Source organism: Epibacterium sp. MM17-32, from assembly GCF_022348205.1.
Lineage (GTDB): Bacteria > Pseudomonadota > Alphaproteobacteria > Rhodobacterales > Rhodobacteraceae > Epibacterium.
The window spans coordinates 165242-189938 of the sequence record NZ_JAKRFC010000008.1 but is presented as its reverse complement, the minus strand read 5'-3'; the positions used below and the strand labels follow the sequence as shown (position 1 = coordinate 189938).

Sequence of the window (24697 nt, the reverse complement as noted above, 5' to 3'; positions counted from 1 at the left end):
AAATACTTCACCACTTTGGTTTAACTGCAAAATTCCAAATTGACGACTTGTTTGGCGAAGTCGTGTTCATGTATCTTGCGTATCAAAGAACCGCGCAACTTGTGTGAACCAAGAGATGACACGTCAAAAGCAAGTCGAAATTACGGACGACATCCTCGCGCAAATCGAGCGCGTGACCGGCACGACCGTCGACGCTGACAATATCGTCGTCTTCGAAGCCGCTGCCGCCTCCACCCGCGAGATCCACAAGATGGGCTCGATCTATCACGGCGCGCGGATGACCCGCGGCATGCTGTCGGACATGGCAGAAGCGCTGAACTCTGGCGCCGAAAGCGTCCCGTTGCACACCCTACATATGCAGGGCGGCGAGATCCCGGTGGGCCGGGTGTTCCAGGGCGCGGTGGTCGACGAAATCGACGGTTCCGCGACCCTGCGCGCGATGTTCTACCTGCCGCTCGCCGAGAAGGAGCTGATCGAGAAGATCAACCTGGGCATTCTGGATGAGGTCTCCGTCGGCACGAAGTCAAAGCAGGCCCTCTGTTCGAAGTGCGGTTTTGACTACTTCGGCGCGGACGCGGACTTCACGCACCTGTTCTCACAGACCTGCACCAACGGACACACCATCGGTGAAGACGGCACTCACCTGAAACTCTCGGGTTTGGACAAGTGGATGGAGCTGTCGCTCGTGTCCCGCGGCGCCTCTGACAAGCCGAAGATTTTGAGCCGCGCCAAGCAGCTCCTTTCCAAGGAAGAGCATGACCGGATCGCCGCCGACGGCAAGCCCGTCGAGGCCCTCTTCCTGTTCAACTCAATGGCTACGGAGACCCCTGAAATGCCCAAAGAAACCACGGCTGACGAGACCACAGCCGAAGAGACCACAGCTGAAGAGACCACAGCCGAGGAGACCACGGCTGAAGAGACCACAGCCGAGGAAGAAGAAACATCCGAGCAGGCCGCAGGCACGGAAACCGAGGGCGAGCCGGAAGGCGAAGACGAACAAGAGTTCAACGCCATCACCGCCATCGAAGCCCTGCAGGCCCAACTCGCAGAACTCGCAACTCGCATCGCGCCGGAGCCCGCTCCCGAGCCGACGATCGAAGACCTGCAAGCAGAACTCGCCGCCGCGCAAGCGAAGATCGCTGAGCTATCGGCCGAGCCGGAAGCAGAAGAGGAAACAACCCAGCCGGAACTCCCGGTGGGGGGTGTGGCCGCATCTGCTGTCGAGGACGCGCATTCGCTGAAGGCCTCAGGTGGCCGCGCGGGTGCCTTCAAAACGAAACGCTAATCTGAGGAGAAAATAGATGGCGATCATTGGTCAGGGCATCTCCCTGCGTGGCATGGTCCACGAAAAGTTCCACTATCCGTTCTACCTCGCAAGCGGGATCACGAATGCCGACGTCGGCAAGGCCGTCGCCCTCGACAGCTCGGCGGCGAACACCGTGAAACTCGCTGGCGATGACGACAAAATTATCGGCAAACTGGTCACCCACGAAAACCGTTCGGTTGAGGGCGTCCTGGTTGGCACCGTCGCCCTGCGTGGTGGCTTCCGTTTCACCAAAGCAGCCGCAGCACCGGCCATCAACGTGGGCGACACCGTCGTCGGCGCAGGTGGTGGCGAGGTCAAAGCTGCTGCATCCGCTGACCACGCCGACAACATGGTTGTCGAGGTGGACGGCGACAACATCATCGTCGTTCGCTAAGGAGACCCACGACAATGCCCTTCGATTTTTCCCTCACTGATGTACCGCGCCAGTCGGTCGAAGCCGTGGTGGGCAAGCTGAAAGCGGACAGTCAGCACGACTCCCGTGAAGCTGCTGCCAAGCTGATCGCGCAGGCGCGCGAGGCAGGCCTGGGCCTGCGTGACTATCTGACCCTGGCCGTTGACCCCCGCGCTGGCGAGCACTCTTCCCGCTTCCTGGAAGCTGGCCTGAATGGCTACGAAGCCACGCTCGACTACCTGAACCTGCCGTTCCACAACGACCTGGAACAGGGTGTCCTGTTGCAGGCCGCATCCGACACCTTCCAGACATTCCCCGGCACCCGGGCACTGTTCCCGGAAGTTGTGGATGACATGGTTCGCTGGAAAGACCGCCAGGACCAGTTCGAGAGCACCGAGAACCTGGTCGGCCAGTCCCGCACCATCGCCGGCGTCGAAATGGTTTCGACCGTGGTCGAAGATGACAGCGCCGAACGCGGTACGTTCATCGTGCCGGAACTGGCGAACATCCCGGTCCGCACGATCCGCACCAGCCAGACCTCGGTCGGTATGTTCAAACACGGCTCGGCCTATCGCACCTCTTATGAGTTCAACCGCCGCGCCTCCCTGGACATCCTGACACCGTTCGCGGCCCGCGTGCAGCGTCAGCTGGAGATCTCCAAGGTCACCGCCGCGGTTTCTGTGCTGATCAACGGCGACGGGGTGAACCCCGCAGCCCCGACCAAGAACCTGTCCGAATACGGCGCCGACTTCACGAACGGCAAGACCCTGAAGGACAACTATCGGGCCCTGGCCAAGTTCATCATGGACCGCGCCCGTGCTGGCAACCCGGTGGACACCCTGGTGGGCAACTTCGACACCTATGTCGAACTGATGTTCATGTTCATGCCGACCCTGAACAACAAAGACGGTTCCGACATCGAGAAGATCGCCGCGATTGGTGGTCCGTCGCTGCAGCTGCCGATCATGGGCGGTTCCGTGAAGTTCGCAATCGCCTCCGCGATGCCCGCGAACACGATCCTGGCCTACTCGAAAGGTGAAACCCTGGAAGAGCTGGTGGAAGCTGGCGCGGCCATCTCGGAGAACGAGCAGTCGATCACCAACCAGGCGCTGACCTACGTCCGCACTGAAGTGACAGGCTACAAGCTGGCCTTCGGTGACACCCGCACGCTGCTGATGACCAACGCCTAACCCTGGCGCTGGTTCGAGTAAAGGGCCCACCCACCAGAGTGGGTGGGCCTCATTTCTTGGAGATCCCCTGATGAAAGCTATCGCAAAAACCTCCCAATCGATCATGCTGGTCGACCCCCAGACCCGTGAGATCCTGACCCACGACAAGCCCTCCGTGGTGACCTGGACCCAGTTCCTGGAAGCGCGCACTGGTAAGGGCCAGATTAAGATCCTGGCGTCGGACCTGCCGACCGAGGCATCCGACACTGAGTTCCAGAAATTCCTGGCCGAAGCAGACGGCAAGGAAGACCTCGCGGTCGAGGCCTATCTGTCCACATTCGCAGAGGAGAATGAAAAGCCGAAGCCCGCCGCCAAGAAGCCCGCCGCCAAGAAGCCCGCTGCGAAAGCGGAGGACTAAGCTATGTGGCGGACCGCCGGTGAAGACGTCAACTTTCTGATCGATTACGTCGTGGACGGTGAGTTCGTCATCCCGTCCAGCGCGGAGGCGACTGTGCGCGACAACGCCGGCGTCCCGATTGCGGAGCTGACCGCGGTCTCGCTGGTGGTCGACACCACGTCGGCAACCCTGACTATCCCTGCGGCCCAGAACACCGTGGCCGCGGGGAACACCTTCGAGACCCGCTTCGTGGTTACTTCCTTCGTCTACGAAGGGGAGACCTATACCCGGGTCCATTCTTACCGGCTCCATCCCTTTGTACCGCTCACCACCACCCCGGGGGACGTCCGCCGCGAGCTGGGCCTGGACAGCTCCGAGCTCCCCGACCGCGACATCGACATCCTGTCGGCCTACCTGACACTGCGCGCCGACTACGGCACGCAAATCGAAGACGCGTTGACCTCCGGCGATCAGAGGAGCCTGGCGATAAATAAGGCGGTGGCCGTCAAAGCCGCGCTCGCCCTTGTTGATGGCTTGCCGTTCCGAGCCGCGATCAAGATGAAGGCCGAAGACAGCTCGGTCGAACGTATGTCGGAGTTTGACGTCAGCGAGATCCGTATCCGGTTGGGGCAGCAACTGGGCCGCGCGCTCGACGTAATCCGGGGGATCACGACCGGCGGCGCGGCGACAATCGTTCTGAGCAACCCGACCGACGCAATCACCGGAGCTTAATATGCACCGCCAGATCCGCGACCGATTTTCCGTCACTCTACGCACCGCCGCGGGCCACAAGTTCCGCGGCGAGTTCGGCGACCCGGGGGCGTTCCCTCGGCCACGCAAAGAGATCCAAAACCTCCCGCACCGCGCCCTGGTCACCGGTCGAGCGTCGGTGGCCGAAGCTGGCGACCTCGTGCGCCACCATGGTGTCGAGTACCTCCTGTGTGGACAGCATGTTTTACAAGGCACCAAGCGCTTCCTGGCAGTTGAGGTGAACGCCCACCTCCAGTGGAAGCGCCTGACGGAGATTGTCGACCCTGTCACCAAGATGAAGAAGGACGACCAGGAGGTCGTACTCGACCCCGCGCTACCCGTCACCATTGAGCCTCAAAGGTCGCTGGAGGAGAAGAAGTTCACCAAGCCTCAAGAACGTCTGTTCACTACTGCCGACGTCCGCCTCGGCGATGAAATTGGGGGAAAGAAAGTCCTGCACCTAGACGAGCTGTTCGGACTGAAGCTGGTCGAGGTGGCCTGATGGCGGACAAAAACGACGCGGTCTTCGCCTCAGCCCTTCATACGATCCGGGAACGGGTGACGGACACCTACGACCTGAGCGTGGAGCAGATCCGGAAGCGATTGGAAAGGCGTATTCGGGACTATTCTCGGAACGCTTACCTCTACATGGTCAACGTTACGCTGGAGGATGAGGCTGAGGGATACCCCTTTCTCGATCCCGACTACGAGGCCCGAAAAGCAAACCTCCCAGGAGGCGACCCTGGCTTCTACCGCCACAAGGGCGGGTTGGTGTCTGAGTTGCTGAGCCGCAACCCGTCGCGAGACTGGGGCCGTCCTTTTGTCGCCTATACAGAGGGGGCCGGCGGGGCGCTGAAATCAGGGTTCCGCCTGAACTCCGCCGGCAGACCCGTCCACTCCCGGAATAAACTCGCCCGTGGCACCCGGATCCGCTCCGCGCGCAAGGGCCAGTTTGCCTCGACCCGTGAAGCCTTCAGCTCGCTGGAGACTTCGCTACGTGTTGAGCTGTTCCCGGAGCTGAAAGGGAAGTCGACCCACGAGGCGATCCGGCGGATGACCTCTGGCTTCAACACCCTCAAGGCCTCCATGTTCGAGTTCGGCAATAGGAAGCAGCCGAAGCGGCCCCTCGTGAAACCCTTCCTCGACTGGTACGCGGGCGACATGCTCCGCTACGAGCTCGAGGACTTTGTCCGCAAAGGAGTGTGACCATGTCCTATGTCCACTATCAGAACATCCAGTCCTCGCTGCTGCGCTTCTGCGCTGACTTTGCCGAAGCCAACCCTGGCCTCGGCACGGTGAACCTCGACGCTCACACCGACGAAGCCCAATGGCCGGAAGGCGACTTCATCGGCCTGGGTGAGTTGAACGTCGATGTGGCCGAGACCTACGCTGGCCAGTGCATGTTCGGCCTGTCCACACTGAACGACACCAACCTGTTTCGCATGGGCCAGCTGATGCAGAAGCTGTCTGGCTTCCTGCTGCCCAACAAAAACATCCCCGTCTACAATGCGCAGACGGGGATGGAAATCGGAAAGCTGTTTGTTCTTCAGGGCACCCGGATCGGGGCGCCGCTGCCGACAAAAACGCAGCCTATTCAACCAATTGCGATCCGGTTTGAGAGCGACCTTCGGTCTTTTTGACCACGTTGAGGTCGCTCTGCACCCCGGCGTCGATGGCGGTCTCAAGAAGCACGTTGATCTCACCGTTGCGCTTGCGGCGGTTGAGCTTGGCCCGAGCATCGATCTGGTCAACCAAACGGGCGGGCACTCGAATGGTGAAGGCTTTCAGGTCTTCCATGTCATTCTCCTAACTTGACTGCAATTGGTTCAAATATAACCTGAAAGAACCTTTGTGTCGACTACGGTTTGGCAAGTATATTCCCGACAAATACAAGTCAAACTAGGAGATCGACAAATGGCCGGTGAAGCCAAGACATCCGCCTTTATGCTGGGCGCAGCTACCGTGATGATCGGTAAGCCGGACCAGCTCTTCGACCTGAACCCGGAAGATCACAGCATCGGCCTGGTGAAGAACTTTCGCATCACTTCGGAGCCCAGCTACACAGACCTGACCCAGGGTGTGAAAAACCAGATCGTTTACTCCGTCATGACCGGCAACACGGTCCGGGCCTCCATGGAAGCCTACGAATACACCGGCCGGAACATCGCCTACTCGCTGGGCCTGGAAGGGTCGGCCTTGGCGGCTCAGACCGTCGAAACAGATCTTACAGCCCCCGCCTCGGCAGCGGACACCTCCGTGACCGTAACCGATGAGACCGGGTTCGCTGTTGGTGATTATGTCATGATCCAGGACGGTGCCGAGGACAAGGTCTATGTTCGCAAACTGACCGCAGTCGCTGCAACCAATCTGTCCTTTTCGCAGGCGCTGCCGAAAGCACTCCCCGCCGGCACGCTGGTGTCCAAATCGAACGCGATCAGCATCGGCTCCAAGGAAGACCAACCCTTCCTGGCCGCAAAGATCGTCGGCACCCTCGCCGACGGATCCGAGAATGTGATCCTGTGTCCGAAGATCCGGATTACCAACGGCTTCTCGCTGGGTTTCACCACAGAGGGCTTTGACAACCTGCCCTATGAGTTCTCGTTCTTTGACCAGGTTGCCACCGACCCCTTCTACAGCGAGTTCAAGGGCGAGCAGGCCAAGCTGTTGACCAAGAAGTAAGGTAAGAGGGGGATCCCCTCTTGTCTATTTCGCGAAATATCGGCTAAGAGCTAGGTATGATGAAATACCTAGCTCTATCCATTTCCCTCCTCCTCCCGCACACCACCGCGGCAGCGGTGGAACCCCTCTCAGATGCTGAAATCAAACAGTATTGCGAGGGGTGGAAAGACGCGGCCCAGATCGTGATGAGCCGGCGGCAGGAAGGGGTTTCCCGTGAAGAGGCCGGATACGTTTTCAGCTCGAAGCTCAAACCGCTATACTCCGATCTAGCCAATGAGGCGTTCGAGGAACCGGTGATCCTAGACGAGTATCAGCGCGAGGCGGCGATCAAAACCTTCGCGGCACAGCAGGAAATCAGCTGCCTCTCGGCTATGCGTAAGATCTGGAAGTAAACCACCACGGTTCACTTTTTCGCGTTACGTCTCCGGAGAAACATCCTTGGAGACTAACCGTGAGCGAACCCAAAGTACCTGACACCTTTACCGTAACCGTCGCCGGGGATCCGCGGCACCTCAAGATGACTTTCGGACTGCTCAATGAACTGGTCCGGACGGTTGGCGATATTGAGGGCGTGGCTGAGATCAGCTTCGACACCGAACTGCGGAATACCCTCCTGAACGAGCTGTTTGCCCGCCGGGACGAACAGGGTGTGATCGTGGAACCGGTCAACCTGTTTCATTTTGACATCGCCCCGGACGAAGTGGTTGAGCTGATGGAATGGGTGGGGGTGCATATCACCGATTTTTTGCTCAAACAGATGATCCGGTCCAAGGCTCTGATGGAGGCACGGCAACCTCAGATCGAAGCCCTGATGCCTACCTCAACTGGTTCACCGAACTGAGCTTCCAGGACGCAATCCTACTAGCCTTCGATTGCGTCCCGTCAGACATCCACCGCCTCTTTTGGCGGGTCACCCGAAACGATCTGAAAGCCAAGCTCCGACTGTACTTGGGAGAGAGGCAAGCCCTGGCAATTCAAGACTACCAGAACCTCTCCCTTGTAGCCTCGCAACTCTTCGGATCGGAAGATCAAAAAGATAAGGGGACGGCGGACCAGCCCAAAACGGCTGAGGAGTTGCAGTCGTCCTTCGCCCAAGTGTTTGGCAAGTAAACCAGTAAGAACCATTTGGCCCGGGTAAATAGAGGTGAAGTATACCTCTCTCCGGGCCATTTCATGACAGCTGGTAACGGGCAAGACCCTAAAATCGATCTTCGGCTCTCTGAGCAGTCTCAGGCTGAGCTTCGCAAATTCCTGCAGACGATGGAGCAGGTACAGCGAACAGCCAAGCTGACTGACGCAGCCTTCAAAACGATCTCCAACTCCATTGTCCAGAATGCCTCAACCCTCCAAGCGTTGAAGCAGGACATGAAGCAGTTCGACATGATCGCGAAGTCGCTGGAGCGCAACGCGATTTTCCGCAATGGCCCTGGTACCTATTTCCAAGGTGTGGACTTCAAAGCGGGGCAGCGCGCTGCGTCCACTGCCCGGCTGGGAACCGGCATCGGCCAGCAGGTGGCCCTGTTCAAAGAACAGACCCGTCTGGCTAAGGAGGGGCTTTCCTTCGAGCGTCAGCGAAAGGCGCTGATGGAGGCGGAGAAGCTCATCCTCGACGGTCGAGTTCTGCGTATCAAACAAATCCACGATCTGGAGCGCGCCCGGCAACTGCTGCAGGCTCTCGAACTCCGCAAGGGTAAAGAGATCGCCGCGGGCAACACCGAGCAGGCCCGAAAGGCCGAACGCCTGTTGAAAATCACGCGTGAACGTGTGGCTCTTCTGGATCGTGAGAAGAAAGCAGCAGATCAGCTGGCCAAGGCGGAACAGCGCCGGGCAGAAACGATCCAACGCAATCTGCGTGGTGATCGGGAGCTGGAGCGTTCCCAAGCTGTCGCCTCCCGCCGGCAGACCCTGGAGCGGATCCGGGGCGACGGCGGCGCGGGCTTGTTCGCCATCCAGGCGAACGTCATGGCCAATTACGTGGCTATGAACCAGGCGCGCAATGCTGTCGTCGGAGCCGCAACCTTCGCTGCGGATCTGGACGAGTCTCTGCGAAACCTTCAGGCGATCACCGTCATCACTGACGAGAACCTGGGACGCCTGAAGGGCACCATTCTCGATGTCTCGGAAGAGACCAAGTTCTTCGCCACGGACATCGCCAACGCGGCGGTGACTTTGGGTCAGGCTGGCTTCTCGACGGACGAGATTGAGAAATCCGTCCGGGCCGTCGCCCTCCTGGCAACTGCCACTGGTACCGACCTGTCCAAGTCGGTGGACCTGGCCACCTCGATCCTCGGGGTGTTCAACATGGAAGCCGACCAGATGAGCGGCGTAGCAGATACGCTGACCGCGGCGGTCAACAACTCGAAGCTGAACATCGACAAGTTGACCTTGGGCCTCCAGTACGCGGGCAACACCGCCGCGCAGTCTGGGGTGAGCTTCGAGGAGCTGACCGCGTCGTTGGGGGCCATGGCCAACGCGGGTATCCGCTCGGGCTCCACCCTCGGCACCGGCATGCGGCAGATCATGATCGCGCTGCAGAAGCCCTCGGGGGAGTTCCTCGAGACGATGAACCGCCTGGGCATCGCGATGGAAGACGTCGATCTGCGCAGCAACGGTCTGTACGGGGTGATGCAGAACCTGAAGGATGGGGGCTTCACCGCCGCGGACGCGATCCGCTCCTTTGAGGTCCGCGCTGCCTCGGCGTTTAACGCCCTGTCTGGCAATTTGAGCGAGGTGGTGAAACTTGAGCGCGCGTTCCTGAACTCGTCTGCCGCCGCGAAAGCGAACGAGACCCAAATGCGCGCCTTGAGCAACCAGGGGCGTCGCTTCACCGCCAACCTGCAAGCCGTGGCCTCCACAGGCCTCGAGCCAATGGTCTACTCACTGAGGGACGCCCTTTCAGTTGGCGCCGACTGGCTGCAGCAATTGAACGAAGCCCCTGGGGCAGTTCGCTTCCTGGTGACCGGCGTGACGAGCTTGGCCGCAGCGTTTGTCGCGGCCCGAGCAGCCCAGCTGGCATGGAACCTCACCTCACTGGTACTCAACCTCAAGAGCGTAGGAACGGCATTCGCCGGGGTGACCTCCCTGGTCGGCGGGTTCCGTGTTGCGATGTCACTGGCCCTCGGCCCAGTGGGCTTGATCACCACCGCTCTGGCAGCAGGCGGTATCGCTTGGGCCAGTTACCGGGCAGAGACTGAGAAGGCTCAAGAAGAGGTCCAGCAGGCGCGCACAGCATTCGATAACGCCTCCGGCGCCGTGGAGACTATGGCCTCCCAGATCGAGATGGTTGACGGCCGGATCAAAGAGCTGACGGACCGGACTGGGCTCCTGACGGACAATCAGGATCTCCTGAACCTGGAGGCCGAAAAGGTCCGAGAGCAGTTCCGTGAGATGGGTATCGAGCTGGGCGAGAATGTCAGCTCTGTCGATGAGCTGGTTGTGGCCTTGCAGTCCCTCCGTAGCGAGCTGGCGAAAAAATACGAGATCCGGATTGGCGCCACTGCTGAGAGCCTGGAACTTCTGCGTTCAGCGAATGCAGCACGGGCCAACACCCTGCGGGGCTCCCTTCGTCCCGGGGACAACACCTTGAAGCGGTATCGTCGCACTGGTCGGAACCGTGAGGCGGATTTCTTCGACCGGGCTTCTCAGCCCACCAACAGTCTCGAGGATCTGCACGCCCTGCGCGCTGAGGGGGATGCGCTGCTCTCGGCTTACAATACGGTCAATGATGAAGAAGGCCTGTACGCCTTGGGGATCGACAAGGACATCCTGGATCGTCTGCGCGAAGCCAAGACAATCATGGAGAGCCTGATTGAGATCAAGTCTCAGGACGTCAGCCTCGAGCGCCAGCTGAAGGACATTGAGAACCAGCGGGCCGTGGAGCGGAACCGTCAGGAGAATACCGCGATTGTGCAGCGGGCGGAGTCGTTCGGCCTGCAGGCCCGCGGACGAGTGCTCAACTCGGTGGAAGGTGCCTCTCAGCCGGTCAAGAGGTTCGCCCGGGCACAGGCCGAGGTGGAGCAGCTGCAGGCTGAAGCCAAGGGGCTTCAGGCTGAGATCGAAGGCAACGAGGAGCTTCTGCCGGAGGTACGTCAGTCCCTCATCGAGAGCATCAAAAACAACCTGGCCCAAGCTGAAGTCGAACTGGACAAGATCCTGGAGGTCGCTCAAGACGCTTCGGAAACACGTTCTGAGCTACGTCAACAGATCCTCACGGCGGATGCTGCCAAGTTGGGCACAGCGGTCTCCCTTGAGGAGAACCCGGAGCAAGTCGACTATCTGACGGCAAAACGCCTCGCCAACCTCAACAGTCAAAAGCAGGTTCGGATCGATGACCTTCGGGTTCAGTCGAAAGGCGACACCAGCTCGCAGGCCTTCCTGGCGGGCCTGGCCGAGATCGAGGCGGAAGCGGAGGAAGAGAGCCGCCAGATCGTCGAGGAGGGTAAAAGCCGGATCGCGGCCATCATCGGTATTCAGCTGCGGGAAAACAACCTCCAGCTGGTCGAGCTTCAGCGCCAGCTGAAAGACAGCGGGGACGCGGCGGAGCGGCAAGGAGTTCGCGACGAAATCGCCATCCTGTTCGCTGAGATTGCCGAAAAGAAGATCGAGCAGGCCCAACTGACCAAGGCGGGCGCTGAGGATCTGGAGACCACGATTGCTGAGATCGAGAGCGAGCTGGAGGAAGGCCTGCGAGGTATCTCGGACGAGAACCAAGAGGACGCTATCGCGGTCGCGGAGCGGAACACCCAGGCTGCGAAGGATGCACTGGACGAGGTGGTTCGCCTGGGAGATGCTGCAAAGACGCATGCTGAGAACGCCTCCTGGTATAAGGAGGTACTCGAACTGGCGGGCGCCTGGGCCGGCAAGCTCCGGGAGCAAGCGGCTCTTGAAGCCGAAACCGACGGGGTGGGGCAAGACAGCCTTGCGGACGCAAACGCTGAGATCTCCAAACTCCTGGCGCAGCTGGAGAAGAAAAACAACACCAACACGCGTCGGATTGATCGGGCGGGCCGCGCTGGCGGGAACCCCTACAAGAAGAAGCGGGATTACATTGACCAGCTTATCGATGAGCTGGAGGCGAAACTTGATGTCGCGGACAACTACCTGTCTGTGGGCCGGGAGGTGAACACGGAATACTCCGATGTTCTCGAGACCGCCCTGGCCAAGGTCAATGAGATCAACGGGCAGATCGACACGCTGCAGGCGCGGATCGCGGCCGGCGGGGGCAACGCCGAGGATCAAGAACGTCTGAATACGCTGATCGATCAGCAGGCTCGGCTCACCACCTTCATTGCCAACGAAGAGATGCGGGTTGCGCGGATCAAGTTGCAGCAGAAGGATTATCAGGAAGGTATCCTGCTGACGACAAAGGCGTGGGTTCGGCAGAACCTGAACCTGTCTCAGACACTCCAGGACGGCATCACCAACTCGCTCACGTCTGCGAAGTCTGCTCTGACGGATTTCTTCACGGCCTGGACCGATGGGACCAAGTCGGGGAAGGAAGCCTTCAAGGACATGGCCACCGGGATCCTGAGATCCATCCACCGCATCTTCACCGAGATGCTGGCAGTGATGATCCTGCAGAAAGCTCTAGGCTGGCTCGGGAGCACTATCGGTGGCGACTTTGGATCTTCCCTGACGGAAATAGCCGCAGGTTTGCGTGAGGGTGGACAGGTCCGGAACGCAGCACAGGGGGAATACGTCCAGGGCAACCTGAACCGTGACAGTCGCCGTTACAACTTGATGCCGGGGGAATATGTCCTCCGCCGCTCCGCAGTCCAGGCCATCGGGGTCGACGAGTTGGACCGCCTGAACGCAATGGGCAACACCGTGGCCCAGACCAGCGGTCATCAAGGTGCAGCGAGCCAGCCCTCGAAACCATCTCCAGCCTCTCGTGACATGAACATCTATCTTGTCGACGAACGCTCGCAGGCGGGCTCCCTGGGGCCGAGAGACATCTTGGCAATCGTCAACGATGACATCGCTCGCGGTGGCACCACAAAGAAACTGATCAAAACTGTGCAGATGGGAGATATGTAATGGCGCTCTTTCCCGCTAAATACTTCCGCTTTTCAACCAAGTACCCCCAGTCTGGGGTACGGATCCAGCTGGGACGCAGCTACCAGTTCGACACTCCTCCGGAGGCTCCAGACCAGCGTGTCTTCATGCTGAAGCTACAGGGGATGCAGTATTTCGACGACCTGGTCACCGAAACGGGGCGCAATATGGGCGTCTTGGAGAAGTTCTACAACGACCACAAGCTGGCGACCTCCTTCACACTGGACCACCCGGCTTACGGGCCGGTGACGTGTAAGTTCAACCGGGCACTCGAAATCCCGGAGGGGATCGCTGGGGGTGACGGTCTCCTGCCAGAATTTGAAGTGGAGTTGATTGAACAGCCATGAGAACCGATCTCCCAACCTCCATTCAGGAAAGTCTTCACGACCTGGCGCCTGACGCACTGGTGCGGCTCTATAAAATTGAGCTGAAGAACGGGACGGTCTTTCACCTGTCGCCCAAAGGCGAAGTGACCTGGCGAGGGTCTCAGTGGGATGCCGTACCCTGCCACATGGCAGAGGTCGCACAAGAAGCAGATGGCAAAATGTCTCGCCCGAAACTTACCTTTGCGAACCCAGGTGGGATGTTCTCTGCCGAAATCTACCGGGGCAACCTCGATCATGCGACAGTCACCCGGTATCGCATCCTGAAGAAAGACCTGGATGCCAACCGGGACTTCGCGCTGACCGAACAGTTCCGGGTCTCGCGGATCGTGAACCTCAGCCAGCAAGTTGCGACGGCTGAACTCCGCGACGTGCTGGATGGTCACCATTTCAAGTTGCCCGCTCGGGCCTTCTACCCGCCGGAGTTCCCCCATGTCAAAATTTCATAATCTGGTCGGCCGGCAGTACATCGACGGCAAGCAGGACTGCTACGCGATAGCACGCGACTACTATTCTCAGGAGTGGGGTATTGAGCTGCCGAACTACGCGCGGCCAGATCGCTTCTGGGAGGATCCGGAAATGGACCTCTACCAGCTCTACAAAACCACCGGCTTCAAACCGGTTCTCGATCACACTTACGAGGTTGGAGACGCCCTGCTCATGCCCATCCTGGCCTCGATCAACAACCACGCCGCGGTGGTCGTCGACGACAACGAAATCCTACATCACCTGCCCAATCAGTTGAGCTCACTTGAGCGGCTGCGCCCAAAGTGGGCGAACCGCGTCATGGTCCATCTTCGCCACCCTCAGATCACTGCGGCCCGGGAGGCCGAGATCGAGGTGGTTCATCTTCACGAGGTAATCGATGCTGACATTCTCCGAAATCCAGGCCTTCAAGCAGAAATTGAAAAAGCACTGGAGCCCGAACGTGGAGCTGTGCGGGGTCATCACCTCGGAGCTGGGGGTCGAGGAGAAGCAGAACCGCTCTCCTGAACCAGAACAACGCTTCGAGTTCATGCTGGAGGATCTCGAAGGAGTGGTTGGCACCTGGCACAGTCACCCAAATGGAACCGCGAACTTGTCTTTGGACGACTATAGGTTTTTCCAGTCGTGGCCAAATCAAACCCATTTCATTATTTCAAACGACGAAGTAAGATGCTATGTGACTTGTGAAGGTTTGGTGCATCTTGTCGACGAAGAAAAAGATCATCCTGCACGGCCATCTGGCCGAGAAGTATCCCCATGAAATCGTAGTCGAAGCGGCTACCGTTGCCGAAGCCCTGCGCTCGCTTGAAACGATAGAAGAGCTTCGGCCGGCATCGGGGATGCCCTGGCCGGTCACGGTCCGTGAAGTCGACAATGAGATCTCCCTCTTCTCCGAAACGGACATGGAGGAAATCCACGTCTACCCCCGCACTGGGGGTGCGAAGCGGGGTGGATTGCTACAGATCGTCCTCGGGGTCGTGCTCGTCGCCCTGGCAGTTTGGAACCCCGCCTTTCTCGGGATGTCCCAGGCGTTTGCGACACAGCTGGGCCTCGCGGGGGGAATGATGGTCCTGGGGGGTCTCCTTCAGATGATGATGCCAACCCCTCAAGGGTACGAGGAAAGCGAGACCTCCAAATACCTGAACGCTTCCGGCAATACCGTGAAGATCGGCACCCGCATTCCCCTCGCCTACGGCAACAACCGCCTGGCTGGTCATTACCTCTCCTTCGATGTCGACGCCATGGAGTGGGCTGGTGAGGACGAGGAGGACGGCACCCCCTCTCTGGTTGGAGAGAGTGTCTACGTGGAGCACGACAAAACCCCTGTGACGTTCGTCCCCGTCAACCCGATCTTCGACAGCGCAACTCTTTCTCCGACAAACATCCCTACTTCTGGGTGGAAAAACTGATGAATAAACCTGTTCACCTCTCTGGCTCTGGCGGTGGCGGCGGTGGAGGCCACACCCCGATCATCACACCAGACACGCTGATTTCGAAGGACATCGTTGAGTTCACGCTGGGCCTTTGTGAGGGCCCGATCGCGGGCTTGATTGATGGGCCGAAGAGCTTCTACCTGGATGACACCCCCCTCGTCTCCCAGTCCGACGACAACAACTTCAACCCCTTCGAGCTGCACCTCTATCACGGGGACGAGAATGCCTCCGACGTAAGAAACGCTCTTGGGGGAGTGGTCTCAAACTTCCAGGTGGGGGTGCGGCTGGCTCAATACACCCCCGTAACCCGTGTGACACCTCAGTCACTGCGTGGCGAGATCGACCGTCTCGAGGTTCGCATAAATTTCAACACCTTGGTGGCCTCCAATGACCAAGGTGATCAGCTGGAGGAGACTGCTCGTTTCCGGCTCCTGTATCGCGAGGCCGGCGCCCTGGAGTGGCAGAACTTCTTTGGGGAAGATCAAGTTCTGAAAGCTGAGCTGACCAGTTCCTACCAGTATAGGAAGCGGCGCCCGGGTCGCGACGAGGGATATACGACCGTCACAGTTGAAAAGACGGCCGACATCAGCCGAAAGGGAAAGCTGAGCAGCAAACACCCCTTGGGTCACTCGAACTTCAGTATTGCAGGGGGCTCAGCAGACACCTCCAAGAGTGGTTACAACCAAAGCAAGGTTGGCACATATGGTACTCTGTACCTCAACACGTCGAACGACCAGTACACCTATGTCCCCGACCCGGCCAAAACGGCAAACCTCTCTGAACACCGGACGGAAACGTTCCATGTGAACTCCCCCGAGGGGAACTCCACACTCAGGCTCCAAGTGCGCTCGGCATCCATCATCGAGCTTCGGGGCAAGACCACCAGTGGGTATGTGAAGGAGTTCGTGAAAGGGGTTCCCAAAAAGGATGTCGACTGGGAGATCCAGGTCGAGAAGCTGAGCCCAGATAACGAACCGCAAACCACGGTCGTCATGACATGGGAAAGCTACCAAGCGGTGACCCAGGAAAACCGCAGCTACGACAACTTGGCGGTGGCACGAGGGCTTGGACAAGCCTCGGACCAATTTGCAGGGATCCCGCGTTTTTCGGGGGTCTACGGCTGCAAGCTGGTCCGCGTCCCGTCGAACTACGATCCGATCACCCGGTATTGCTCCGGACCTTGGGACGGCACCTTCAAGCTGGCCCACACTGACAACCCGGCATGGTGTCTCTATGACCTGATGACCAACGAGACCTATGGTCTCAAGCGGTACTATCCCCATCTGCGGGTGGACCGATACTCGTTTTATGACGCGGCCAAGTGGTGTGATGAACTGGTGCCTCGCCCAGGCGGGGGATACCAGCCGCGGTTCACCTACAACGACAAGATCGAGCAGCCCCGCAACGCAATTGAGATGATGTTCCAGATCGCGGGCATCTTCGGCGCCATCCCGGTCACCGACTTGAACGGTACGGTCAGCTTGAAGATCGACAAGCCTGGCATCCCGGTGCAGATCTTTGGCCCGGAGAGTGTCACCTCGGAAGGGTTTCAATACTCCTTCTCGGACATGACCCAGCGGCCGAACGACATCTCGGTCAAGTTCATCAACCCGACCCTGGACTTTGAAGAGGACGTTCGCCAGGTCTTCGACAAGACGCTGATCGACACCAACGGGCGTATCCCCGACGAGATGGTGGCCTTGGGGTGCAATGACGTCTACGAGGCTCAGCGCCGTGCGTTCCGCCGGCTGCTTCAGGCAAACACCGAGACGACCACGGTCTCTTTCCAAACGGCACGAATGGGTCTCGGCCTCGAGCTTTTTGACCTGATCGGGATCGTTGATCCTCAGATGAACTGGGGCGTTAGCGGTCGTGTGAAAAGCTGTTCAGGGAATACCATTCATCTGCGGGACACTTTGTTCCTACCCACCAATAAGGATCTGGACCTCCAAGTCCAAACTCCTTCGGGGGTTCATGACTTGGTCGTACGCGCGAGCCAGCCCGCTGCCCGTAATCTCACAATCAAGAGTGGTTTCTGGCCTTCGGATGCTCCGGAGTTTGCGCAATTCGCGATCTCCGCTCAGCAGGTTGGTCTGACCAAACCGTTCCGGATCTTGAGCATTCAAGAGGACGCAGAAAACCCGGAGCTGCTCACGATCACGGCGCTGGAGCAGAACGTCAACAAATATGCTGACGCCGACAACATGGCCTCCTCCGGCACGGTCAACTACGAGAGCAACTGGGCCAAGTTCCCCGACTCCCCGGTCGTGACTAAAGTGGAGAGTGGCACGGACCACCTTTACAAGACCAAGGATGGGAAGATCGTTTCTCGGATCTACCTCGAGTGGGAGCACAATCCGAGTTCCTTCGTTGACGAATTTCTGGTCTTCTACCGCCGCAAAGGGGTTGAACCCCGCTACCAGTCGTTCAGCGTTCGCGGTCGCGATGCGTTCATCGACAACGTACCAGATGGCGCGACCTACCAGATCTACGTCCTGGCGGTGAACCCCCTTGGTCGACGCAGCCGGAACCCGATCCGTTTCACCCACACCGTCGTGGGCAAGACTGAGCGACCTTCTGACGTGACTGGCCTTAGTGCGACACAGATCGGGCCTGACGTACGTTTGAGCTTCGACGATGTGGAAGATGTGGATCTATCCCACTACAGCGTAAAACTTGGCAAGGTCGGCGACACTTGGTCGACCGCGAAGTACATCGGCCAAACCACAACCAATGAGTTCGTGGACCGAAACATTCGCCTCTCTCCCGCAGTCTATTTCGTGAAAGCTGTGGACACCTCCAAGAACCAGAGCAAGACCGCCGCGGAGCTGGAGTACGTTGTGCCGGCCCCGAGCACCCCCACTGTGACCATCAGCTTCGACCGCTCGCGCTACGTGTTGAACATTACGCCGGATCAGAACGATGAAGTTCCGGTTTCGGAATACATCGTCCGTCGGAACGGAAACGAGATATTCCGAGGGAAATCCTCTCGCTTCACCGGCCGCGCCGATTGGATCGGCACGAAGACCTTCGAGGTTTCCGTGGTCAACCGCGCGGGTCAGGAGTCCCCGGTCAAAACCATCAGCGGAAACATCGTGGCTCCTGCGGCACCGGATATGGCCGCTTTCATTGCAGAGACGACTTACTATCTGCAATGGAACGTCCCGACGTCCACACTGCCGATCAGCCACTACGTGGTGAAGGATGTCACGGCAAACACGATCCTCGAGGAAGCCTCCCCCGGCAACATCTACTCAGGCAATGTGGAGTGGATCGGCAATCGCGACTTCGAGGTCTATGCCGTCGACACGGCGGGGAACGCCGGCCAGGTAGCGTCGACTTATGTCAACGTGGTGGCGCCGGTCGTTACTGGCCTTCAGTCTGAAGTTTCCCGCTCTCAACTCAAACTCACCTGGACGGGAAACAAGGAAAGTCTTCCGATCCGACAGTACCGCATCTACGAAGGTTCGAGCTTCGAGACTGCCAGAGAACTTGGTCGGATCAACGCTGAGACGTTCTCGGTACCAGTGACTTGGAACGGATCCAAGACCTTCTACGTGGTTGCGGTCGACACAGCAGGGAACGTGAGCGCACCGACCTCGGTTATCGAGACCATCGACCCCCCGGGCGTCCCAGAAGTCCTGGCGGACATTGTCGACCAGAACGTCCACCTCTCCTGGTCGGACGCGGCAACGGAGTTGCTCATCAACCATGTGGAGCTGGAGAGCCAACTCCACTGGCACACAGACACCTTCGACCCTCAAATTGGGGAGGCCGGAGAGGACATCACCTCTGTGGTGTTGAATGTCGACCATCTGGTCCTCTCCACCACGGCCACCCCGAGCATGGACACCACTGGGGACACCACCGGGTTCAAGCTCACGCTCCCGGCTAAGCTGACCAAACAATGGTACGGTGAGAAGATAACCGTACGGGTGAAGGCCGCGTCCTCAGGGGCAAACCCTGGCGAGCAGCTGATCATCACGTACTCGACCAACGAGGCGGGCAGCGCAGGACAGAATGTCTTCACAGTCGATGCCACCCCCACCTGGTACGAGTTCGACTACACCCTGTCGGCGCCGGGCTCGAAGGGCACCATCGACAACTACATTGGCGTCTGGGCGGAGGCCGGTAAGGACATCGGCATCTGGGAGGTTGAACTGCTCACCGAGCGCCGGTTGTTCCAGAAGGCTTCAGGCTCGGCCACGACCTTCCCGGCCAAATTCCTTGGGACGACGCTCTATTATACGACCCCTATCGATGAGGCGGGAAACCGGGGCGGCACCGGCGAGGCTCAGTTGAGGGTGGAAGCCCCTGAGGCCTTCAATTTTGCTGCCCGTATCAAAGACACATTGGCCGATTTCAACTGGGACACTCCGAATGCCACGCTGCCGATCTCTTATTACGAGCTGCGGCGTGGGGAGGTGTTCGCAACCTCTTCCAGCATCGCTCGGCTCACCGGCAACGCCCACAGCTTCCCGGCTGATTGGGTAGGGACCGAAGTTTTCTGGATTGTTGCATATGACACTGCCGGCAACCCCAGCCCGGCCCAGATCGCTGAGGTCGACATCGTTGCCCCCTCAGCACCGTCGCCGCGCTCGGAAGTCATTGACAACAACGTGCTCCTGCGCTGGTCCAATGGTTCAGGCACCCTCCCGGTTGTGGCGACCGAAATCCGCAAGGGGGAAACATACGAGACCGCGGAAGTGATGCAACAGATGGATGCGAACTTCGCGACATTCTTCGAGTTCAACTCGGGATCCTACAAGTACTGGCTGACGAACATCGACAGCGCGGGAAACTGGGGCACGCCGGCCGCGATCACCACTGTGGTAAACGAGCCCCCGGACTTCGTGCTGCAGACCGCCATGACCTCGGACTTCTCGGGGACTATGAACCAGGTCATCATGGGACCGAACGGGCTCCTTTTCGGGATCGACGAGACCAAGACCGTCGATGACCACTTCCAAGACTATGGGTTCGACACCCCGCAACAGCAAGTCGACGCCGGCTACCCGATCTTCATCCAGCCGGTCGACCACCTGACACTGGCCACCTACCAGGAGGAGTTCGACACTGGTGGGGTGCTCAAAGCGTCGATTATCACGGTGACCCCAACCGCCAAAGCACTGGCTGGAGACGGTGAAATCGCTGTCGACATTGAGTATCGGGAAAAAGAAACCGATCCATGGACGAAGCGGGAAAACCAGAACCGCATCTACGCGCAGAACTTCCGTTACGTCCGGTTCACCCTCCGGCTCGCGGCCGACAGCAGGCACGACCTGGTAGAAGTGAGCCGTATCGATATGCGTCTGAATGTGAAGATCCGCAATGACGCAGGATCGGGGGTCGCAAACGCGACCGACACAAATGGCACTCAAGTCAACTTCAACGTGGAATTTGTCGACGTGGCCTCCATTACAGTCACACCAAACACAACCACTCCGGTTATTCCAGTGTACGACTTCGAGGATACTCAAAATCCCACTGGCTTTACTGTCTATCTCTTTGATAAAAACGGCAACAGGGTCAGCGGCGACTTCAGCTGGGCAGTACGAGGCTACTAATGGCAGATTGGACAAACCCCGTCCTAACGACAAATTACACCGACCTTCTCAACATCTTGAAGGATCGGGACTTCGACCTCGCGACGATGTTCAACCCGGAACATTCCACGGCCACGAACATTCTCGAGGGTACCATCCGCTGGAATCCGGTCACAAAGAGTTGGGAGAAACGAAACGCTTCCGATGACTGGGATCCCTTGGCCGATCTCTACGGGATTGACGTCGACAAGCTGGATGGACAGCACGGCGCCTACTACCTGAATTGGAACAACTTCACGAACAAGCCCGCCACGTTCACCCCGTCGGCGCACAATCACGACGACCGTTATTATACCGAAACGGAAGCTGACGGCCGGTACGGCTTCCGCCTCGAAAACAACGGGGACAACGTTGACCTGAAGGCCGCAGACGACACCACCCTCTCCACGCTGACGGTGGCTTACGCCACGAGGGCTGGAAACGCTCAAACTGTGGCAGGGAAGTCGGTGGACCAGAACCTGCGGACCACCGACAACGTGGTTTTCAACCAGGTGGAGACCTCTGGCACCCTTAAAGCGAAGAGCACCCTCGAGGTTGGCGCCGGATCACTCGGTAATAGCAGCATCCTTTTCTGGGACAACAATTCGAGCACCTTTCGCACGCTTCAGTGGAGCGACAGCGTCAACGACTGGACGATGGAAGACAACAACGGCACGATGCGTCGTGTCTTCCACGAGGGCCACGTTCCGACTTGGGGGGAGATTGTTGACAAGCCCGACACCTTCTCCCCTTCGGCTCACGGACATATGTTCGATGGTGCGAACCGGCTTCAGATCCGTTCTGAGACCGCGACAGACAACGACACCCTGACCGGACTGGCTGCGGAGCTGGTCTACCAGAACACCGATGGCCGCTTGGTCGTCCATGACGGTTCGACCCCCGGCGGTAAAGAGGTTGCTTATACAGCTGACATCCCAGCGCCGACCAACCTGGCCAACTACGCCCGGAAGGATCAGCCCGAGACATTCTCTGGCGCGCTGACTGTGAACGCTGCTGTGACCTCCATTGGCCAAGTGCAGATGCAGAAGGGCCGGATCCTCGATACCGCGGCGGCTGGATCCGCGAAGGTGATGCTCTCGGTTGAAGGCAACGGCAGCGCGCTCCAGCTGATCAACTATTCCGCTGGGGACTACGAGCTGAAGAACGCGGGCCGAGGCAACTCGATCCGGATCACCGACAGCACTGCTGGGGTTCAAATCCGCACGAACAATGAGACCCGTCTCATCATCAACGACAGCGGCATTGATGTCCGAGGCGAGCTCATCCTGAACGGCAACACGATGTGGCACTCAGGGAATGACGGAGCGGGATCGGGTCTGAACGCCGACAAGTTGGATGGGTTGCAGGCGGAGCGTTTCCTAACCCGCTGGAACCGTGACGACATTGATGCAGACACCAAGGTGTGGGGAGTCTATGGTGTTGGGGAAAACTCCACGAATATTCCGAACGAGGTGGACTACGGCGTCATGCTCGCAATCCGAGACAACAACTCGGATGTGGGGTGGCAACTAGTTATCGACCACAAGAACAACATCCGTTTCCGTGGGGGAAATTCCCCTAACACCGGTGGCGTCGGGGAATGGAAGTCTTGGCGTAAAATTTGGCACGACGGTAACGACGGCTCCGGCTCGGGCCTCGACGCAGATAAGCTGGACGGGATCCAGGCTTCCCAGTTCGTGCGGAACGATAGCTCCCAAACCATGACCAGTACCCTCACGATTAATACTGACGGTGGGGCTATCGGGGGCAGCAACTGGAACAATGGTTGGTTCCGGATCGGTGACGCGTCCACAGGTTGGTCGATGGACGACAATGAGATCTTCAACTCCGGCACCGGTATTATCGGCACCCTGGCGGGTAACTTGGATCTTAAGCCAGCGGGCGACCTAGTATTCAACCCTGGTGGGACTGTGAAAGTCGGAGGGGGTGTCGTATGGCACGGAGCAAATGACGGCTCCGGCTCTGGCCTCGACGCGGACAAGCTGGATGGTCATCACGCCTCTAGCTTCCTGCGCTCAAACACCACCGACACAGCTTCTCACCGGATTACCTTCTCCGGGGGGATCCAAGTAGATGCTGGCTCCTGGGACGAAAACCGGTTCCGCCTGACAGGGGACGCCCCCTCGATCTATTTCGCCCAGAACGATGGGGCCAATGCCTTCCTTGGAATTAACGGCAGCTCCTTTTACCTCCTTGGTGATGGGAACAGTGACGGGAACTACTCCTCGCCCTACCCGCTGCAGATCGACGTGAACAACACCGGCGCCCACCTTAATGTCTACGGCTCCAAGGTTTGGGACGAGAGCAACGACGGCTCGGGATCTGGGCTCGACGCCGACAAGCTCGACGGCCGGCACGCCTCCGAGTTCCTCCGCTCGAACACATCTGACACGATGTCGGGCAACCTGACGGTTACTGGCAACCACACCGTCGACAATGTGATCATCGCAGATCAGATAAAGTGCCGCACTGGGCAGGAGCTGGTCCTGAGTGCCGGTGAGGCCCACGGTAAGTTCTCAGGGCAGACGGGGGAATACGTCTACTTGAACGCCGAACAGGGCATCTCCGTGCACACCCCGAGCGTGTCGAACTTTGGCTCGGGTTGGAAGGAACAAACGACGACAATCTCTGGTAGTGAGATTAGGATCGGCGGGGATAAGGTTTTCCACAATGGCTACCATCCAAACGCGGATAAATGGACCCATCCTCGCAACTTGAAACTGACCGGAGATCTGTCTGGTAACGTCAACTTCGATGGGTCGTCGAACATTACCTTGTCGGCTTCCGTCAATAACGACAGCCATACGCACGACGGCCGCTACTACACCAAGGGGCAGGCAGACGGTCGCTATCTTCGCTCGAATGCCGATGATAGCGCCTCCGGCAAATTGACTATTCAACACACGGCCAACAAGCCTGCGTTGAAAGCTCTTCGTAGGGTCGATTACGGGCCGGATACCCCCGTAGTGATTATCGCAGGGGACGGGGATTCGAGTGACGTGCTGCTGGAGGTCCGGGGGGACAGCAACGGTTCGTCAGTAGATATTGGGGATAACGCCAACAGCAGCGACTCGGTTTTTCAGATCAAAGGCAACGGCAGCGTCTACGCCAACTATATCAAAGGTAACTGGATCGCCTCCGCAGCGCAGGCCCAGGCAGGGACGAACAACGATCAGGTCATGACCCCCCTGACGGTTCGGGAGGCGATTAGAGCGTTGAGTTTTAGCCCACAATCCACCCCCGCTGGCAAAACCAGCTCTCAACGAACCCGGGGTACGTCGTACCAAAACACCCGCGACCGCCCCATACTTATTGTGGTTGCAGGGGTGATGGGTAACACGGAGTCTGATCAGATCCAGATTTCACCCAACAACAGCAACTGGACCGGGGTCTGCACTACGGGCCGCAACGGCAACTGGCGACAGACCGGTGTCGCCGTCGTCCCCCCGGGCTACTGGTACCGGTCCTACCACACCAGTTTCTTCTTTTGGATGGAGTACAACGTGTAATGGAGAAAGGTTTCTTTCACCCAGATCAAGGCTACTGGCAAACCAATGGCGACCCCCCGGATTGGATCTTGGCGAACTATCCGGAGGGGACCATTGAGGTTCCTGTAAAACCCGGGCCCGACCATGAATGGGATGGAAACCAGTGGGTTCATACACCCTCCCCGGTTCACCCCTCCGAGGTCAACGCCGAACGCGACCGGCGTACCTTGGAGGGGGCCTCGTTCGAGATCACGAACTACGGGTCGATCCGTATCCAGGGAGATGAGACGACCCAGAAGTTCTTGGAAGCTCGAGGCACTGCCGCGAAGCTCAGCCTGCTTGCTGGTGAGGATCTGGAGTTCGTGTGGCGCGATGCTGACAACAACATCCACACGCTCACCGCAACGCAGATGGTTGAGCTGTATCAGAAAGGGGCCGGGTTCGTTGAGGCCGTCCGGATCGCCTCCTGGCAGCTGAAGGACAGGGAGTTGATCCCTGAAGACTTCGAAGACGACAAGTATTGGCCTTGATTTC

At 58.9% G+C, this 24697-nt stretch carries 21 protein-coding genes; 20 read left to right on the top strand and 1 reads right to left on the bottom strand.

The genetic code is table 11. The annotated features are described in order from the left end of the window. The first annotated feature begins 115 nt into the window (after window positions 1–115). The 8 genes from MHM88_RS14415 (at window position 116) to MHM88_RS14380 (ending at window position 5674) form a co-directional block, all read left to right on the top strand. Window positions 116–1285 carry a hypothetical protein gene (locus MHM88_RS14415; RefSeq protein WP_239366520.1) on the top strand — a complete coding sequence of 390 codons (1170 nt, stop codon included), beginning with the start codon at window positions 116–118 and terminating at the stop codon, window positions 1283–1285. Between the two features lie 16 nt (window positions 1286–1301). Beyond that, entirely contained in the window at window positions 1302–1700 is a 399-nt protein-coding gene (locus MHM88_RS14410) for a hypothetical protein (protein ID WP_239366518.1), read from the top strand. A 14-nt stretch (window positions 1701–1714) separates the two neighbouring features. Then, entirely contained in the window at window positions 1715–2908 is a 1194-nt protein-coding gene (locus MHM88_RS14405) for a hypothetical protein (RefSeq protein ID WP_239366515.1), read from the top strand. 70 nt (window positions 2909–2978) lie between these two features. Then, window positions 2979–3305, top strand: a complete 327-nt coding sequence (locus MHM88_RS14400; RefSeq protein ID WP_239366512.1) for a hypothetical protein — start codon at window positions 2979–2981, stop codon at window positions 3303–3305. Between the two features lie 3 nt (window positions 3306–3308). Then, entirely contained in the window at window positions 3309–4016 is a 708-nt protein-coding gene (locus tag MHM88_RS14395; RefSeq protein WP_239366509.1) for a hypothetical protein, read from the top strand. Between the two features lies 1 nt (window position 4017). Beyond that, entirely contained in the window at window positions 4018–4536 is a 519-nt protein-coding gene (locus MHM88_RS14390; RefSeq protein ID WP_239366507.1) for a hypothetical protein, read from the top strand. Then, window positions 4536–5240 (top strand): hypothetical protein, encoded by a 705-nt coding sequence (locus MHM88_RS14385; RefSeq protein WP_239366505.1) that lies wholly within the window; start codon window positions 4536–4538, stop codon window positions 5238–5240. The genes MHM88_RS14390 and MHM88_RS14385 overlap by 1 nt, the downstream gene beginning before the upstream one ends. A gap of 2 nt (window positions 5241–5242) precedes the next feature. Continuing rightward, a complete protein-coding gene (locus MHM88_RS14380) occupies window positions 5243–5674 on the top strand; it encodes a hypothetical protein (protein ID WP_239366502.1) in 432 nt (143 codons plus the stop codon). On the opposite strand, the gene MHM88_RS14375 is transcribed toward MHM88_RS14380, so the two are convergent. Further along, window positions 5625–5831, bottom strand: coding sequence for a hypothetical protein (locus MHM88_RS14375; protein WP_239366499.1), 207 nt, complete (start codon window positions 5829–5831; stop codon window positions 5625–5627). The genes MHM88_RS14380 and MHM88_RS14375 overlap by 50 nt on opposite strands. A 117-nt stretch (window positions 5832–5948) precedes the next feature. Here MHM88_RS14375 and MHM88_RS14370 point away from each other — a divergent pair, with 117 nt between their 5' ends. The 12 genes from MHM88_RS14370 (at window position 5949) to MHM88_RS14320 (ending at window position 24693) form a co-directional block, all read left to right on the top strand. Then, complete coding sequence (locus MHM88_RS14370; protein ID WP_239366497.1) at window positions 5949–6713, top strand: hypothetical protein; 765 nt, start codon at window positions 5949–5951, stop codon at window positions 6711–6713. Between the two features lie 56 nt (window positions 6714–6769). After that, window positions 6770–7105: a hypothetical protein gene (locus MHM88_RS14365; RefSeq protein WP_239366493.1), complete on the top strand. Its 336-nt coding sequence runs from the start codon at window positions 6770–6772 to the stop codon at window positions 7103–7105. A 59-nt stretch (window positions 7106–7164) separates the two neighbouring features. Continuing rightward, the gene (locus MHM88_RS14360; protein WP_239366490.1) at window positions 7165–7554 is read left to right on the top strand and encodes a hypothetical protein; all 390 of its coding nucleotides are present in this window, start codon (window positions 7165–7167) and stop codon (window positions 7552–7554) included. A gap of 332 nt (window positions 7555–7886) precedes the next feature. After that, window positions 7887–12749 carry a phage tail tape measure protein gene (locus MHM88_RS14355; protein ID WP_239366487.1) on the top strand — a complete coding sequence of 1621 codons (4863 nt, stop codon included), beginning with the start codon at window positions 7887–7889 and terminating at the stop codon, window positions 12747–12749. Next, window positions 12749–13114: a hypothetical protein gene (locus MHM88_RS14350; protein WP_239366477.1), complete on the top strand. Its 366-nt coding sequence runs from the start codon at window positions 12749–12751 to the stop codon at window positions 13112–13114. The genes MHM88_RS14355 and MHM88_RS14350 overlap by 1 nt, the downstream gene beginning before the upstream one ends. Beyond that, the gene (locus tag MHM88_RS14345) at window positions 13111–13599 is read left to right on the top strand and encodes a hypothetical protein (RefSeq protein ID WP_239366474.1); all 489 of its coding nucleotides are present in this window, start codon (window positions 13111–13113) and stop codon (window positions 13597–13599) included. The genes MHM88_RS14350 and MHM88_RS14345 overlap by 4 nt, the downstream gene beginning before the upstream one ends. Beyond that, a complete protein-coding gene (locus tag MHM88_RS14340; protein WP_239366461.1) occupies window positions 13583–14143 on the top strand; it encodes an NlpC/P60 family protein in 561 nt (186 codons plus the stop codon). Before MHM88_RS14345 ends, MHM88_RS14340 begins: the two co-directional genes overlap by 17 nt. A gap of 22 nt (window positions 14144–14165) precedes the next feature. Further along, the gene (locus MHM88_RS23205; protein WP_370687495.1) at window positions 14166–14396 is read left to right on the top strand and encodes a Mov34/MPN/PAD-1 family protein; all 231 of its coding nucleotides are present in this window, start codon (window positions 14166–14168) and stop codon (window positions 14394–14396) included. After that, entirely contained in the window at window positions 14338–15045 is a 708-nt protein-coding gene (locus MHM88_RS14335; RefSeq protein ID WP_239366459.1) for a hypothetical protein, read from the top strand. Before MHM88_RS23205 ends, MHM88_RS14335 begins: the two co-directional genes overlap by 59 nt. After that, complete coding sequence (locus tag MHM88_RS14330) at window positions 15045–20636, top strand: phage tail protein (protein ID WP_239366457.1); 5592 nt, start codon at window positions 15045–15047, stop codon at window positions 20634–20636. Before MHM88_RS14335 ends, MHM88_RS14330 begins: the two co-directional genes overlap by 1 nt. Then, window positions 20636–24184, top strand: coding sequence for a hypothetical protein (locus MHM88_RS14325; protein WP_239366455.1), 3549 nt, complete (start codon window positions 20636–20638; stop codon window positions 24182–24184). Before MHM88_RS14330 ends, MHM88_RS14325 begins: the two co-directional genes overlap by 1 nt. Further along, window positions 24184–24693: a DUF4376 domain-containing protein gene (locus MHM88_RS14320; RefSeq protein ID WP_239366445.1), complete on the top strand. Its 510-nt coding sequence runs from the start codon at window positions 24184–24186 to the stop codon at window positions 24691–24693. Before MHM88_RS14325 ends, MHM88_RS14320 begins: the two co-directional genes overlap by 1 nt. Window positions 24694–24697 lie beyond the last annotated feature (4 nt).

What these genes read in the sequence shown, in the direction of transcription:
- MHM88_RS14415 (WP_239366520.1), top strand. Translation starts at nt 116, where the DNA reads ATGACACGTCAAAAGCAAGTCGAAATTACGGACGACATCCTCGCGCAA.
- MHM88_RS14410 (WP_239366518.1), top strand. Translation starts at nt 1,302, where the DNA reads ATGGCGATCATTGGTCAGGGCATCTCCCTGCGTGGCATGGTCCACGAA.
- MHM88_RS14405 (WP_239366515.1), top strand. Translation starts at nt 1,715, where the DNA reads ATGCCCTTCGATTTTTCCCTCACTGATGTACCGCGCCAGTCGGTCGAA.
- MHM88_RS14400 (WP_239366512.1), top strand. Translation starts at nt 2,979, where the DNA reads ATGAAAGCTATCGCAAAAACCTCCCAATCGATCATGCTGGTCGACCCC.
- MHM88_RS14395 (WP_239366509.1), top strand. Translation starts at nt 3,309, where the DNA reads ATGTGGCGGACCGCCGGTGAAGACGTCAACTTTCTGATCGATTACGTC.
- MHM88_RS14390 (WP_239366507.1), top strand. Translation starts at nt 4,018, where the DNA reads ATGCACCGCCAGATCCGCGACCGATTTTCCGTCACTCTACGCACCGCC.
- MHM88_RS14385 (WP_239366505.1), top strand. Translation starts at nt 4,536, where the DNA reads ATGGCGGACAAAAACGACGCGGTCTTCGCCTCAGCCCTTCATACGATC.
- MHM88_RS14380 (WP_239366502.1), top strand. Translation starts at nt 5,243, where the DNA reads ATGTCCTATGTCCACTATCAGAACATCCAGTCCTCGCTGCTGCGCTTC.
- MHM88_RS14375 (WP_239366499.1), bottom strand. Translation starts at nt 5,831, where the DNA reads ATGGAAGACCTGAAAGCCTTCACCATTCGAGTGCCCGCCCGTTTGGTT.
- MHM88_RS14370 (WP_239366497.1), top strand. Translation starts at nt 5,949, where the DNA reads ATGGCCGGTGAAGCCAAGACATCCGCCTTTATGCTGGGCGCAGCTACC.
- MHM88_RS14365 (WP_239366493.1), top strand. Translation starts at nt 6,770, where the DNA reads ATGATGAAATACCTAGCTCTATCCATTTCCCTCCTCCTCCCGCACACC.
- MHM88_RS14355 (WP_239366487.1), top strand. Translation starts at nt 7,887, where the DNA reads ATGACAGCTGGTAACGGGCAAGACCCTAAAATCGATCTTCGGCTCTCT.
- MHM88_RS14350 (WP_239366477.1), top strand. Translation starts at nt 12,749, where the DNA reads ATGGCGCTCTTTCCCGCTAAATACTTCCGCTTTTCAACCAAGTACCCC.
- MHM88_RS14345 (WP_239366474.1), top strand. Translation starts at nt 13,111, where the DNA reads ATGAGAACCGATCTCCCAACCTCCATTCAGGAAAGTCTTCACGACCTG.
- MHM88_RS14340 (WP_239366461.1), top strand. Translation starts at nt 13,583, where the DNA reads ATGTCAAAATTTCATAATCTGGTCGGCCGGCAGTACATCGACGGCAAG.
- MHM88_RS23205 (WP_370687495.1), top strand. Translation starts at nt 14,166, where the DNA reads ATGCTGGAGGATCTCGAAGGAGTGGTTGGCACCTGGCACAGTCACCCA.
- MHM88_RS14330 (WP_239366457.1), top strand. Translation starts at nt 15,045, where the DNA reads ATGAATAAACCTGTTCACCTCTCTGGCTCTGGCGGTGGCGGCGGTGGA.
- MHM88_RS14325 (WP_239366455.1), top strand. Translation starts at nt 20,636, where the DNA reads ATGGCAGATTGGACAAACCCCGTCCTAACGACAAATTACACCGACCTT.
- MHM88_RS14320 (WP_239366445.1), top strand. Translation starts at nt 24,184, where the DNA reads ATGGAGAAAGGTTTCTTTCACCCAGATCAAGGCTACTGGCAAACCAAT.